General features: G+C 63.2%; 14 protein-coding genes. 9 read left to right on the plus strand and 5 right to left on the minus strand.

The window, feature by feature from the left end:
• The first annotated feature begins 120 nt into the window (after positions 1–120).
• Positions 121–1,656: an MFS transporter gene (locus EN984_RS05205; protein WP_127271712.1), complete on the plus strand. Its 1,536-nt coding sequence runs from the start codon at positions 121–123 to the stop codon at positions 1,654–1,656.
• 23 nt (positions 1,657–1,679) lie between these two features.
• Here EN984_RS05205 and EN984_RS05210 read toward each other — a convergent pair whose 3' ends face one another.
• Positions 1,680–2,456 (minus strand): esterase family protein, encoded by a 777-nt coding sequence (locus EN984_RS05210; protein ID WP_127271710.1) that lies wholly within the window; start codon positions 2,454–2,456, stop codon positions 1,680–1,682.
• Positions 2,457–2,460: 4 nt separating this feature from the next.
• A complete protein-coding gene (locus EN984_RS05215; protein ID WP_127271680.1) occupies positions 2,461–3,627 on the minus strand; it encodes an ATP-grasp domain-containing protein in 1,167 nt (388 codons plus the stop codon).
• A 423-nt stretch (positions 3,628–4,050) separates the two neighbouring features.
• Here EN984_RS05215 and leuA point away from each other — a divergent pair, with 423 nt between their 5' ends.
• The 4 genes from leuA to EN984_RS05240 all read left to right on the plus strand — a co-directional run bounded on the left by leuA (position 4,051) and on the right by EN984_RS05240 (position 9,483).
• Entirely contained in the window at positions 4,051–5,778 is a 1,728-nt protein-coding gene (leuA, locus tag EN984_RS05225) for a 2-isopropylmalate synthase (RefSeq protein ID WP_127267382.1), read from the plus strand.
• A gap of 196 nt (positions 5,779–5,974) precedes the next feature.
• Positions 5,975–7,750, plus strand: coding sequence for a hypothetical protein (locus tag EN984_RS05230; protein WP_127267381.1), 1,776 nt, complete (start codon positions 5,975–5,977; stop codon positions 7,748–7,750).
• Positions 7,751–7,947: 197 nt separating this feature from the next.
• A complete protein-coding gene (locus EN984_RS05235) occupies positions 7,948–8,751 on the plus strand; it encodes an alpha/beta fold hydrolase (RefSeq protein WP_127267384.1) in 804 nt (267 codons plus the stop codon).
• Positions 8,752–8,865: 114 nt separating this feature from the next.
• Positions 8,866–9,483, plus strand: coding sequence for a hypothetical protein (locus tag EN984_RS05240; protein WP_127267380.1), 618 nt, complete (start codon positions 8,866–8,868; stop codon positions 9,481–9,483).
• Here the strand turns inward: EN984_RS05240 and EN984_RS05245 are convergent.
• Positions 9,467–10,390 (minus strand): metallophosphoesterase, encoded by a 924-nt coding sequence (locus tag EN984_RS05245; protein WP_127267379.1) that lies wholly within the window; start codon positions 10,388–10,390, stop codon positions 9,467–9,469. The two genes, EN984_RS05240 and EN984_RS05245, sit on opposite strands and share 17 nt — an antisense overlap.
• Positions 10,391–10,443: 53 nt before the next feature.
• On the opposite strand from EN984_RS05245, the gene EN984_RS05250 reads away from it, so the two are divergent.
• Positions 10,444–10,938: an NUDIX domain-containing protein gene (locus tag EN984_RS05250; RefSeq protein WP_127267378.1), complete on the plus strand. Its 495-nt coding sequence runs from the start codon at positions 10,444–10,446 to the stop codon at positions 10,936–10,938.
• A 1-nt stretch (position 10,939) separates the two neighbouring features.
• Here the strand turns inward: EN984_RS05250 and EN984_RS05255 are convergent, their stop codons facing one another.
• A complete protein-coding gene (locus EN984_RS05255; RefSeq protein WP_127267377.1) occupies positions 10,940–11,932 on the minus strand; it encodes a glutathione S-transferase family protein in 993 nt (330 codons plus the stop codon).
• Between the two features lie 77 nt (positions 11,933–12,009).
• Complete coding sequence (locus EN984_RS37580) at positions 12,010–12,174, minus strand: hypothetical protein (protein WP_164748917.1); 165 nt, start codon at positions 12,172–12,174, stop codon at positions 12,010–12,012.
• Positions 12,175–12,203: 29 nt separating this feature from the next.
• On the opposite strand from EN984_RS37580, the gene EN984_RS05260 reads away from it, so the two are divergent.
• From EN984_RS05260 to EN984_RS05270, 3 genes are all read left to right on the plus strand, one after another.
• On the plus strand, positions 12,204–12,740 hold the full coding sequence (locus EN984_RS05260) for an N-acetyltransferase (RefSeq protein WP_127267376.1): 537 nt from the start codon (positions 12,204–12,206) through the stop codon (positions 12,738–12,740).
• Between the two features lie 61 nt (positions 12,741–12,801).
• Positions 12,802–13,563: a 3-hydroxyacyl-CoA dehydrogenase gene (locus EN984_RS05265; protein WP_127267375.1), complete on the plus strand. Its 762-nt coding sequence runs from the start codon at positions 12,802–12,804 to the stop codon at positions 13,561–13,563.
• Between the two features lie 6 nt (positions 13,564–13,569).
• Positions 13,570–13,900 (plus strand): CoA transferase (locus tag EN984_RS05270; protein ID WP_206517402.1); only part of this gene is annotated, 331 nt, incomplete at its 3' end.

A 13,900-nucleotide genomic window follows, 5' to 3' on the forward strand; every position in this document is an offset into this window, starting at 1 on the left:
CCGATATACCAGGAGATATAACACCATTTTTCCTGAAATGCCGACGACCTATCTTGTCATCACGACCGGCTCCGCAATGGCGCGGGCCACCGGCGAGTACTGTTTCAGATAGGGAAATCCATGACTTCCAGGACCACAACCGGCTCTGCCGAGAGATGGCTCGTGCTCTTGTCCGTGTGCCTTGCCGCGATGACGATGCCCTTGACCTTCACCGGTCCGGCCGTCGCTCTGTCGCGTATCGCGGCCGATCTCGGCGGCAGTCCGATCGAGCTCAACTGGGTGACAAACGCCTTCATGCTGACCTTCGGCGCCACCCTGATGGCGTCGGGCGCTCTGGCCGACAATCATGGGCGCAAGCGCCTCTTCCTCGTCGGCCTCTCCCTCTATGTCCTGGCGTCGCTGGGCGCGATGCTGGCGCCGGACATCATCTGGTTCGACATTTTCCGCGCCGCGCAGGGTATCGGCAGTGCGGCCGCCTTCGCTGGCGGCGCCTCGGCACTTGCCCAGGAATTCGAAGGGCCGTTGCGGCTGCGCGCCTTCAGCTTCCTCGGCACCAGTTTCGGTATCGGCCTCGCCTTCGGCCCAATCGCGTCGGGCCTGCTCATCTCTGCATTCGGCTGGCGGTCGATCTTTCTTCTGGTTGCAGCACTCGCGATTGCCGCCGCCATGCTCGGCCTGCGCACCATCAGGGAATCGCGCGACCCGGATGCGACGGGCCTAGATTGGGCGGGAGCCGGCACCTTCACGATCGCGCTGGCGTCGCTGACCTATGGCGTGCTCCAGGCCCCGCAGAGCGGCTGGGCCGATCCCCTCGTCGTCTCCCTTCTGGCCGCTTCTGCCATCTGTTTTGTCGCCTTCGTCGTTGTCGAGCGGCGAGCACAACGGCCGATGCTCGATCTCACGCTGTTTGCCTATCCCCGCTTCGTCGGCGTCCAGTTTCTGGCTGCGGCACCCGCTTACGCCTTCGTCGTCCTGCTCGTCCTGTTGCCGATCCGCTTCATCGGCATCGAGGGTATGAGCGAGATCAAGGCCGGGCAATTGATGATCTGCCTATCAGGCCCGCTGCTGATCCTGCCGATGCTCGCCGGACAGCTGGCGCGCTGGATCGCGCCGGCCACGATCTGCGGCGTCGGCCTGCTCGTCGCTGCCGCCGGGCTTGTCTGGCTAAGCCTGACACCACCGGTCGATAGTGCGCTGGTGGCGCCGCTGATGCTGATCGGCGTCGGCATCGCTTTGCCTTGGGGATTGATGGACGGGCTCGCCGTCAGTGTCGTGCCGAGAGAGCGCGCCGGCATGGCGGTCGGCATCTTCAACACCACCCGCGTCGCTTGCGAGGGCGTGGCGCTGGCGATCGTCATGGCGACCCTTTCCGGCTTTACCGCCGCGCATCTCGCCGCACAGGGAACGGCATCTTCGACGCAGGCAGCAGCGGCAGCCCAACTGCTGGTGACCGGCAATCTCGGCGAAGCAGCACAACATCTGCCCCAGGCTGGAGCCATTGTTCTGGTCCAGGCCTACGAGGCGGCGTTCGACAGGCTGCTGATCGTGCTGGCGGCAATCACCGTCATGACCGCCATCGTCGTCTTCCTTGGCCTGCGTCGCGGATCGGCGTCGGAACACGAGACCGTCGCTCTGCCGGCAGGCCAGGAAGGGTAGCTGTCAGCGGACGAGCCCCGCTGTCAGTCGAGCCTGTGCATCAGGTCCTCATCCAGCCAACGGCCGAAGAAATAGACCAGTTGCTTGTGCCACCATGGCCAGTCGTGGCTGACATCGCCGCCCCAATAATCGACCCAGGCGGGAATGGATTTGTCGCGCAGGATCTGTTCCAACTTGCGCGTCTCGACCAGCATCCGCTCTTCCCAGGCGCCCTGGCCGCAGCAGAAGATCAGCCTGAGCGCCTTCAGCCGGGCCAGCAGTTTGGGATCGACGATGCCGGGCAGATAGTCGAGCGGCGAGTTGTAGAAAATGTCGCCCTCGAGCGCTTTGCCGAAGAAGTCGCGCGCCGAATAGACGCCCGACAGGGCAATGACGCCGCTGGCGAGTTCAGGAAAGCGGAAGACGAAGTTCGACGAGTGATAGCCGCCCATCGAACAGCCCGAGAACAGCGGCTTCAGCTTGCGCCCGCCATTGGCCTGCTCGGCTGTGGACAGGAAGTCCGGCAGCGCCTCCTCGCGCACATAGCGGAAATAGGCCTCGTGGCGGGCGATGCGGTGGGCGGCGTCGGCATGCTTGTCGAAGAAGGATTCAGAATCGACGCCGTCGACCGTGAACAGCTGGATGCGGCCGGTGTCGATGAATTCGGCCAGTGCGCCCACCCCGCCGGAATCCTCGAACTGGTAGAACCGGCCCTGCGAGGTCGGGAACACCACCACCGGCCGGCCGGCATGGCCGTAGCGCTTGTATTCCATGTCGCGGCCGAGCTGGCTCGAGAAATTCTTGTGATAGGAAATGTCCATCGCCTCACGCCTTTTCAGCGTGGATGTACGCGACCGCTGCACGCAACGCTGCTTCGTCCTTCGAGCGCATCTGGTAGGCGTAATTTCCCATGGCGCGGCTGAAAACCTCTTCGATGGCCTGATGGTGGACGATCTTGTCACGCTGCGCGGCTAGCACGTCCTCATGGCTGTGCAAATAGTGGAGGCGTCGCTTGCGGCTGGCATAGGCGGTGAAATACTTCCCCTCGTAAGGGCCGCCGGCGGCATCCCTGACCACCATGTCGGCCCATGCCGCGTAGACATCGATGTCGAACGTGTAGTTGATCGCATCGGTCATCCAGGCGCCGGGCGGGCGCATGTTGACCTCCAGCGCGATGACCCGGTCGTCCTTGGTCTCGAACAGCTCGATGTGGAAGAAGCGTTCGCGCACGTCGAATGCTTTCAGGATCTTGCGGCCGGCCTCCTCGACCGCCGGGCTGATCCTGGGAAAGCAGGTGTAGCTCATATGGCGGTCCTTGTTGACCACCTCCATGACGCTCTGGTCGTAGCGGTGGCTGGCCGCCAGCACCACCTCGCCGTCGCGGTTGACCAGCCCGTCGAAGGTCACCACCAGCCCCTCGATGAACTGCTCCATGACGAAGGTCACGTCCTCGGGCTTGTCCCGGAAGAACTGGTCGAGCTCTTTGGCGTTGGAGATCTTGAAGGTGTTCGATGCGCCGGAACCGCTGTCGGGCTTGACCACGACGGGGTAGCCGACGCGCCGGATGAAAGTCATGGCCCCGGCACGGTCGGAGCATTTGCGCTGCGCGATGGTGTCGACGCCGCTCTTGCGGAAGAAGGCACGCATGCGGCTCTTGCGCTTCAGGTTCTTCACGAAATCGAGCTTGGTGCCGTAGATGTTGAAGTCGGTGCGTATGTTGGCTTCCAGCTCAAGCCAATGTTCGTTGAGCGATTCAAAACGGTCGATACGGCCCCATTTATGGACGAAATGCCCCATCGCCCGAAACACCGGATCGTAGTCTTCCATGTTGGCGACGCGGTAATATTCCGAAAGGGCTGCTTTCAGCTTGGCGTCGAGCGCGTCATAGGGCGCGTCGCCGATACCGAGCACCCTGGCCCCGGCCTTCTTCAAACGGTCGCAGAAATCCGCGCCGTTGGCGGGAAAATGCGGCGAGAAGAACACGAAATTCATGAACGACCCCTCCCGCGACAGGGGCATCGAAACCCTGTCGATGCCCGAGTCTGGCGCATTTGCCGCGCGTGGGGAAGAGCGCGCATGTTCGGGACAACATCCGACAGATCACGGCCCGCCACGCGGCCCCCACTTGCCTCTCACAAGCGGCTCCTGTAAGAGAACCGCCATGAACACGCGCGCCACCAACGCTTCCCGTTCGACCGGTTTTTCCGGCGAGGCCGTGCGCGCGCTGGCTTCGACCCTGCTTCTTCTCGGCCTTATCGGCGATCGCCGGGTTCGCTGAAGGAGCGCCCGGCGGTCGAACCGCCGCGCAAGCGCATGCTCCTTGGCAATCACATCAAGCGAACGAAATTCTGGTAAAGGCGCCGCTCGCCATCAATCCACCGAAGGTGGATCCATGAGCCGCCGGGAGAACCGACGATGAACGCACGAGAAGAAATCCGCTCCGATGCCGCGGTAGCCGACACGGATTCGGCCAAAGGGATGCCCGACGCGGCTCGCAAATATCAGCCCTATCCGACCGTCGGCCTCACCGACCGGACCTGGCCTTCGAAGGTGATCGACAAGGCGCCGATCTGGTGCTCGGTTGACTTGCGCGACGGCAACCAGGCGCTGATCGATCCGATGGGCCATGAGCGCAAGGCACGCATGTTCGGCCTGCTGCTCGACATGGGCTTCAAGGAGATCGAGATCGGCTTCCCGTCGGCCTCGCAGACCGATTTCGACTTTGCCCGCTGGTGCATCGAGGAAGGCGACGTGCCCGCCGATGTCTCGCTGCAGGTGCTGGTGCAGTGCCGGCCGGAGCTGATCACCCGCACCTTCGAGGCGCTGAAGGGCGCCACCAACCCGATCGTCCATTTCTACAATTCGACCAGCGAGCTGCAGCGTCGCGTCGTCTTCGAAAAAGACGTCGGCGGCATCAAGCGCATCGCCACCGACGCCGCCAAGATGATCACCGACATGGCGGCCAAGGCCGGCGGAGGCTTTCGTTTCGAGTATTCGCCGGAAAGCTTTACCGGCACCGAACTCGAAGTGGCGCTGGAGATCTGCAACGCCGTCACCGAGATCGTCAGGCCGACGGCGGACAACAAGCTGATCGTCAACCTGCCCTCGACGGTCGAGATGTCGACCCCCAACATCTATGCCGACCGCATCGAGTGGATGTGCCGCAACCTCGACAACCGGGAAAACCTGCTGGTCTCGCTGCATCCGCACAATGACCGCGGCACCGGCATAGCCACCACCGAGCTCGGCCTGATGGCCGGCGCCGACCGCGTCGAAGGCACGCTGTTCGGCAATGGCGAGCGCACCGGCAATGTCGACATCGTCACGCTGGCGCTGAACATGTACACGCAAGGTGTCGATCCCTTGATCGATTGCTCCGACATCAACCGGATGAAGGACGTCTACGAATATTCGAACCAGTTGAAGATCCCCGAGCGCCATCCCTATGTCGGCGAACTCGTCTACACCGCCTTTTCCGGTTCGCACCAGGATGCCATCAACAAGGGCATGAAGGCGCTGAAGAAGGCCAATACGAGCCTGTGGGAAGTGCCCTATCTGCCGATCGACCCGGCCGATGTCGGACGCAGCTACGAAGCCATCATCCGCATCAATTCGCAGTCCGGCAAGGGCGGCATCGCCTATGTGCTGCAGGCAGATTACGGCCTCAACCTGCCGCGCAATCTGCAGATCGAGTTCAGCCAGGAAATCCAGGCGATCACCGATGCCGAGGGCAAGGAAGTGCCGGCCAGGCGCATCTACGAGCGCTTTATCGAGACCTATGTCGACCAGCCCGGCGCGCGGCTGAAATTCCTCGATCACCACACCTATCCCAGCACCGAGATCAAGGGCCGGCGCGTCGTCGAGGCGGTCATCCTCGACAACGGCAAGGAAGTGACGATTACAGGCACGGGTACCGGCCCGATCGATGGCTTCGTCAATGCGCTGTCGCTCCATGTCGGTGTCGAGATGTCGGTGCTCGACTATTCCGAGCACTCGATGCAGCGCGGCTCGAACGCGTCGGCCATTTCCTATGTCGAGATGGAATATCCCCAGGGCAAGCTGTTCGGCGCCGGCATCAACACCAACATCGTCGCTGCCTCGCTGGAAGCAGTGATGTCTGCCGCGAACCGTATCGTCGGTTAAAAAGCCGGCTGACGCCCGGCGGGAACAAAGATCGGAACCGTCCCAATCTGGTGATCGGTTCCGATCTTTCGGGCCATTAACCACCGCGGAATTATCCGGTGGGTACGTGATCGCATAACGGGGTGTATACTTGTGTGGTGGTGCGGGACCTATATGATCGCGCCTCAACCTGTGCCGACTTCGAGAGGATCGACACTTGCAGCATGCCACGCCTGCCGCCCCCGCAGTGCGCGAGACACTGGAGCGACTGCTTGCCAGCCAAACGTTCGGCCGATCCGAACGCGCGCGCAAGCTGCTGCGTTATCTTGTCGAACGTGAACAGGCCGGCGAAGCCGACAGGCTCAAGGGCTTTTCCATTGCCATGGATGTTTTCGGCAAGGACGGCGACTTCGATCCGTCCACCGATGCCGTGGTGCGTGTGCAGGCAGGCAGGCTGCGCGAGCTTCTGCAGCACTATTTTGCCAATGAGGGAATTGCCGAGCCGGTCCGCATCGCCATTCCGCGCGGCGGCTATGTTCCTGCCTATGAATTGAACGCGATCCGCCTGCCGGATATTGCCGAGTCTGTTCCCGAACTCAGGCTGGACGGCGCCGCATCCACCGATCGGTCAAACGAAGCCGGCACGGGCATGCTGGAGGCGATGTCTCTGGCTTCCGTACCGTCTTCGCCTGCCCCCTCGGTGGCGCGCCATCTCCGCTTTTTCTGGATGGCGATCGCCTTGGTCATCGCCATGCTGGGCGTACTGATCCTTCGCCAGGGCAGCACTGCCTTGCTGGCAGGCGGCGACATCTCGGCAATGCCGGAGATCGCTGGCGCAACTGCAAGCATCACGGCATCGGCAAGGGCTGACGCTCTGCCGCAAGTCTATATCGGACTCAAGGCTGACGGCCCCGACGCCAGCCGTGTCGCCGCATCGCTGCGCGCCGGCCTGAGTGGCTTCGATACGATTGACTTCATCGGCCGCGACACCGTCGGCGATCCGGCCGACGACGCGACGAGCTTCATATTCGACGTCCTATCTGGACCGGACGCGGGCGACATCACCATAGAACTGCAAAGCATGGCGTCCGGACGGGTGCTTCTATCGCGCAATCTCACCCCCGCCGACAGCGCACCTGCAGCGGTCGAAGACCGTATCGCCGATATGCTTAGCTCGGCACTCCCCGCCTCCGGCACCATCTACAACTATATCGAGCAGACCGGCACGCCAAACGGTCTGACGCAATGCCTGCTGCTCAACGGCAAATATTACCTCGACCAGAACGCCAGGACCCATGAGGCAGCCTACCGATGCCTCGAGAAGCTGGCCAATGGTGGAACCAAGTCCTCGCTCGTCTATTCGGAGCTTGCTTCCCTGCATCTCGAGGCGGTGTCCGATCATTACGCCTATCCGCCCAATGCGACGATTGAGACAGCCGTCGAGTTTGCCCATCGCGGCGTGCAGATGGGTCCGACCAGCCCTTATGCGCATCGCTCCTACGGCTATGTCAGTTCGCGCCTCGGCAATACGGACGAAGCGATCCGCTGGATGCGCAAGGCCTATGAACTCAACCCCTACGATCTCGGCATGGCCGCCGCTTACGGCTACGGGCTGATCTTCGCCGGACGATATGCTGAAGGAACGCCGATCCTCGATCATGCGGTGGAGACCTTCAGCGGGCACCCGACATGGTGGGATTACGGGCTGTTCGTCGGTGAGTTCATGCTCGGCGACATGAACAAGGCGGTCGCGGCCAGCATGGCATTGAGAACGACGGCAACGAAATCACACTATCTGGCGGCGCGGCTGGTCGGCGCCAAGGCTGCCGGACAGGATCATCTGGTGAGCACGCTGCTGAAACAACTGACCACCGAGTTCCCCAAATTTGCCGCCGATCCGCGGGCGACTTTCGTCGAGCGGAAATATCCGGCCGACCTGACCGACCGGCTGGTCCAGGCACTCCGCGCTGCCGGGCTCGGCAGCCCAAGCTGACACCATCGACGTCCGCGCACTGGCTGCGCCGCGTCCCGATGGATTTCCTGCGCTCCATCGCAGATTGCCGATTGGTCGCCAGGTTCTGTACACAACCGTACAAATCGCGAAAATTTTACTGGTCATCACGTTGGACTAGGAGCAATTCAGCCACCATTGGGTGTCGCGCATTCTGCAATAACAAAAAATCAGCTTTCATGACCGCATCACTTTTTGCCGCCGAAGAGGGTGTTGGCTCGAAGGCCATCGTCCTGCTGCACGGTTTCGGCGGCTGCCATGATGTATGGCACGAGGTGATTTCCGCCCTGACGCCTTCCACGCATACGCTGGCCTATGATCTGCCTGGGCACGGGTTGTCGCTCGATTTTCCCGCCGCCGGTCCCGCCAGGGTGGCAGCCAAGGCCGTGCTCGCCGATCTCTCGGAGCGCCGCCTGAAGCGCGTTCATCTCGTGGGCCACTCGATGGGCGGTGCCGTGGCGGCGCTGATGGCGCTGGCCGAGCCCGAAAAGATAGCCTCGCTGACGCTTCTGGCGCCGGGCGGCCTTGGCCCCGAAATCAATGGACCGCTGTTGCGCCGCTATGCCGAAGCCGCGGATCGGTCCGAGATCCGCTCCTGCCTCGCCGTCATGTCGGGACCATCAGCCCCGCCGCTCGAACATACGGTGGACACCCTTTGGGAAATGCGCAGGCGACCCGGCCAACTCGAAAAGCTCGTCGAGATCGCAGCCGCCATGACCGTGGACGGTCGGCAAGGCGTCATCCCGCACGATCGCCTCGATGGACTGAACATGCCGGTGATGGTGGCATGGGGAATCAGCGATGCGGTGCTGCCCTTTACCCAGGCGGATGACCTGCCGGCGCATTTTCACGTGCACCACGTGCTGGAGGCCGGCCATATGCTGGCTGAGGAAGCCCCCGACCTTGTTGCCGAGATCATTCGCCGCAACACCAATCGTCGCGCCAGGCCACACCGCCAGAAATTCGCCGCCGCAGCCAGCTGACCTTTTTCGCGCACGACAACCTTCCTGGACACCCCGGGGCCGTCGATCTCGCCAGTGCATTTTGCCGGCGGCTGTGTTAACCCGGTGTTAACCAAACCTACGAGGCGGACGCCGATGAAGGAAGCAGGCGAGAAGACCATCGACCAGTCCAAGAAACTGTCCGATGCCATCCGTGATGTCAAAAATGCCTTCGCCGACCGCGACGACGTCGTCGTCGACATGCGCGAGGCGCATCGCATGCGTCTCGATCTGCTCGCCGCCGAACTGGCACCGGTTTTTGCCGATGTTCCGGCCGATATGGACAATTTCGACTTTGTCGTCTCGTCCGGCTTGCAGCCGCGCCTGTGGATCGACGCCATCAGCCATGTCGCCATGGGGCGCGACCGCCGGACCTATCGCTTCCTCAAGGACACCCGTATCGGCCGGGTGGTGCTTGCCGAATCCACCGAGATGAAGCCGGTTGCCGATTCCGTGACACGCTATGTCGCCGAGCGCATCGTCGAGCGTCAGAGGATGCTGGAAGGCGGCGTCGAACCCGCCGTCGCCGGCCTGAAACGTGCGTATGTGCCGGAAGCCGAACCGCCGCTGCGCGCAACGGAGCGCGGCAAACGCTGGTCGGCCCTTCTGTCCGGGCTCGGCCTGGTCGCTGCCGGCGCACTGGTCGGCCTTGTGGTGTCGGTCGTCCTGTTCTGGGACCGCATCGTGGCCATGGTTGTCAATTTGCGGCCATAGCGGCCTCGGCGCCAAGCTCCACCGTCTGCAGATCGGATGGCGGTATGGACGGCCCGGTCAGGCCGCGCCGTGTCAGCCGGATCCGCCAATTGCCCTTCTCGCCGTCAATGTCGAACAGATTGTACTGCGCCGCCGGGTTCTTGCCGCCCGGCGCCTGGCCGGCGGCAGCGACACCGACCGCCGGGATCCTGACGCCGCGACCGCCGATGAAGAACAGCGACGGCAGATGCGAATGGCCGTGCAGCACAAGGTCGGCGCCGTGATGGCGAATGATCTTGTTGAAGCGGGCGATGCCGAACAGCCGCTTGTGCTGCGGGACCGCGCCGCGCACCGGCGGATGATGGATCATGATGGCGCGAAACAGCCCCTGTCCGGCGGTATCCCCGAGGATTTTGCCGAGCCGCTTCGCTTGGCCTTCCATGAAGAAACCATTGGCCATGAAGGGTGCCGTGGCGCGCGCCGTCGAGACACCGATCAGCGCGACGTTGCCGCGCACGCGCAAATAGGGAAATGCGTTACGATCGACCGGCGTGTTGACGCCGTCGCCGCTCATCCACGCCGCCCAGGATCGGCAGACCTTGTCGAAGGCGCCTGGCACATAGGCGTCGTGATTGCCCGGAACGACCGAAACATCATGCGGCGGTGCCAGCGTCTCCAGCCAGTGCCTGGCCATCTCGATCTCGCCGTCGAGCGCCAGATTGACCAGGTCGCCGGTGACGGCGAGGTGGTCAGGCGTGTTCGCCTTGATGTCGGCGACGATCGTGTCGATGACCGCATCATGCATATGGCGGCGGCGGTTGCGCTGCCAGTTGACATAGCCGAGCACGCGCTTGGAGGCGAGATCGCGATAGGATACATCGGGGAGCGGCCCCAGATGGACATCGGAAATATGCGCGAGCCTGAACATACAACCTTCATAGGCGACCCGCGCACGGCTTTCCACCCACGGTTTCGCTATCAATGACGAGCCCTGAAGATGCCTTCCGCCAGACCGGCTGGCCAGGTTTGAGGGCCAGGCTGTTCCATCTCTATTTCGTGCTGCGGAGGCCGATGACGCTTGGCGTGCGCGGCCTGATCCACGACAGGGCGTCCAAGTCCGTCTTCCTCATTCGCCATACCTACGTACCAGGCTGGCAGCTGCCCGGCGGCGGCGTCGAAGTCGGCGAGACGATGAACGAGGCACTGGCCCGTGAACTGGCCGAGGAAGGCAACATCGCTCTCACCGCCCCGCCGGTGTTCAAATCGATGCATTTCAACCGCCGCTCCAGCCGCCGCGACCATGTCGGCTTTTATTTGCTCGAGCATTTCAGCCAGACGGCGCCGAAGCGGCCGGATCACGAAATCGCCGAAGCCGGCTTCTTCCCGCTCGACCGCTTGCCGCAGGGCACGACGCCGGCGACGCTGCGCCGGATCGCCGAGGTTTTTGACGGCGAGCAGCCCTCGCCCTACTGGTAGATCAGGCTGCCGCTTTCTCGAAGCGCGCCCGGTCGTGCCATGCGGCATAATCCAGATCCGGTCCGACAGGCACGATCCGCGTCGGATTGATCGTCTGGTGGCTGCCGTAATAGTGCGCCTTGATATGATGCATGTTCACCGTCCCGGCCACACCAGGCACCTGGTAGAGATCACGCAGATAGTTGGACAGGTTCGGGTAGTCGGCGATACGGCGCAGATTGCATTTGAAGTGGCCGACATACACCGGATCGAAGCGCACCAGCGTGGTGAACAGCCGCCAGTCGGCTTCGGTGATACGATCGCCGACGAGATAGCGCTGCTTCGACAGCCGCTCCTCCAGCGCATCCAGCGCTGTGAACACTTCACCGAACGCCTCTTCATAAGCGCGTTGCGTGGTGGCGAAGCCGGCGCGATAGACGCCGTTGTTGACCGCGGGATAGACCAGCGCATTGATGCGATCGATCTCGCCGCGCAATGCCTTCGGATAGAAATCGAGGCTGGCGTCGCCCCATTCGTCGAAGGCTGAATTCAGCATGCGGATGATTTCGGAAGACTCGTTGGAGACGATGGTCTGCTCCTTTTTGTCCCACAGCACCGGCACAGTCACCCGGCCCGAATAGGCGGGATCGGCCTTGGCATAGATCTGGTGCAGGAAGTCGAGGCCATAGAGCATGTCGCCCGTGGCGCCGTCCTCAGCCACGAACGTCCAGCCGTTGGCGCCCATGAAATGATGCACCACCGACACCGATATGACGCCTTCCAGCTTCTTCAGCGCGCGAAAGATCAACGTCCGGTGGGCCCACGGACAGGCAAGCGAGACATAGAGGTGATAGCGGCCGGGCTCGGCGTTGAAACCACGCGTCCGGCCTTCGGCAGGCGCCCCGTCAACGGTGACCCAGTCGCGCCATTGCGACTGCGTCCGCACGAACCTGCCACCATTGTCCGCTGTATCGTACCAGCGGTCCTGCCACCTTCCTTCGACCAGCATTCCCATACAAATCTCCTTGCGTCCTGTTGGTTGATGTAGGCGCAAGGCTGCCCTGTCGAAGACGTCAGGTGCTGAACAGACCGTCACTTGGCGGAAATGACGAACAAAACGGCCGATTGCAGCGGCGGGAAATTGATGCTAGCGGACAATCCGCATGTTCGATTTTGCTTCGATCCGGTTTTACCGACGACGAAAGGGCGCCCGCGCTTGATGAAGCGCTGACTGGCGAATGCTGCCGTTTGCAGCAACCTTTCCTCCTTACCGGAACGCAAAGACCATGAGCCTTGCCGACGTGAAATACCTGCCGGAAACCCCGGCGCACGACCCCGAGATCGAAGCCATCAATGACGAAGCCTTCGGGCCGGGCCGCTTTGTGCTGGCCGCCTACAAGATTCGTGAGGCCGGAGGGCACGAGCGTTCGCTGTCCTTTGTCGCCGTCGATGGCGACATCGTCGTCGCCTCGGTGCGCATGACCCGCATCGCCGCCGGTGCCGGCCGCGCATTGATGCTCGGGCCGCTCGCGGTGCGGCCGGCCTTCAAGAATCTCGGCATCGGCCGCCGGCTAGTGGCGATCGCGCTAGAGGCCGCCGCCAAGACCGGCGCACCTGCCGTCATGCTGGTCGGTGACGAGCCCTATTACGGGCCGCTCGGTTTCAAGCGGATTCCGCGCGGCCAGATTTCGATGCCGCGCCCCGTCGATCTCGACCGGCTGCTGTCGCACGAGATCGCGCCGGGCGCGGTCGCCAGGCTCTTGGGCGAGGTCTGCCACGCCGATCAGGCCAGGGTGGCCGATCCTGTCGCGGCGATGGCTTGACCTTTCCCGTCGATCTGGCGCCTGATCCGTCCCACTGTTCCTGAGATCAAAGGATGACGTCATGAACCCGAACGGCCAGATCGCGATCGTCACCGGCGGCGGCTCCGGCCTTGGCGAGGCAACGGCGCGCGCGCTGGCCGCCAAGGGCGCCCGCGTCGCCATCTTCGACGTGGGTATTGACCGCGCCGCCAAGGTCGCGGCCGAGATCGGTGGTATTGCCGTCCAGTGCGACGTCAGCAGCGCCGACAGCGGAACCGCTGCGCTCGCCGACGTAGCCGCCAAGCTTGGCGAGCCGCGGATCCTGGTCAACTGCGCCGGCATCGCCATCGGCGTGAAGACGATCGGCAAGGATGGTCCCCACCCCCTTGATCAGTATCGCAAGGTGATCGAGGTCAATCTGATCGGTACGTTCAACATGATCCGCCTCGTCGCCGAGCGCGCGTCGAAGCTCGAGCCGCTGCAGGGCGGCGAGCGCGGCATCATCGTCAACACCGCTTCGGTTGCCGCCTATGATGGCCAGATCGGCCAGGCCGCCTATGCGGCATCCAAGGGCGGCGTCGTCGGCATGACGCTGCCGGTGGCGCGCGACCTTGCCCGTTCCGGCATCCGCGTCTGCACCATCGCGCCCGGCATCTTCAAGACGCCGATGATGGCCGGCATGCCGCAAGAGGTTCAGGATTCGCTGGGCGCCGCCGTGCCTTTCCCGTCGCGCCTGGGCGAACCGTCCGAATATGCCGCTCTCGCCCTGCACATCATCGAGAACCAGATGTTGAACGGCGAGACCATTCGTCTCGATGGCGCCATCCGCATGGCGCCGAAATAGAAGGTCATGAACGCCGGCCTGTCCGCTGCCGCTAAAACCGGTCCGCTGACCGGGCTGAAGGTGATCGAGATGGCCGGGCTCGGACCGGTGCCGCTGGCCGGCCTGATGCTGTCGGAGATGGGCGCGCAAGTGTTGCGCATCGAACGGACGGGGACGAGCGAGTTCCTGTCGCTGCCGGATGAGTACAACATCGACCGCCATGGCCGCGCCCTCCTGCGCCTCGACCTGAAGCGCCGTGAAGGCACCGATCTGTTGCTGCGCCTTGCCGAAAAGGCGGACATGTTGCTCGAAGGGTTTCGCCCGGGTGTCATGGAACGGCTTGGCCTCGGCCCCGAAA

Origin of the sequence: Mesorhizobium sp. M7A.F.Ca.CA.004.12.1.1, from assembly GCF_003997835.1 — a bacterium.
Taxonomy (GTDB): Bacteria; Pseudomonadota; Alphaproteobacteria; order Rhizobiales; family Rhizobiaceae; genus Mesorhizobium.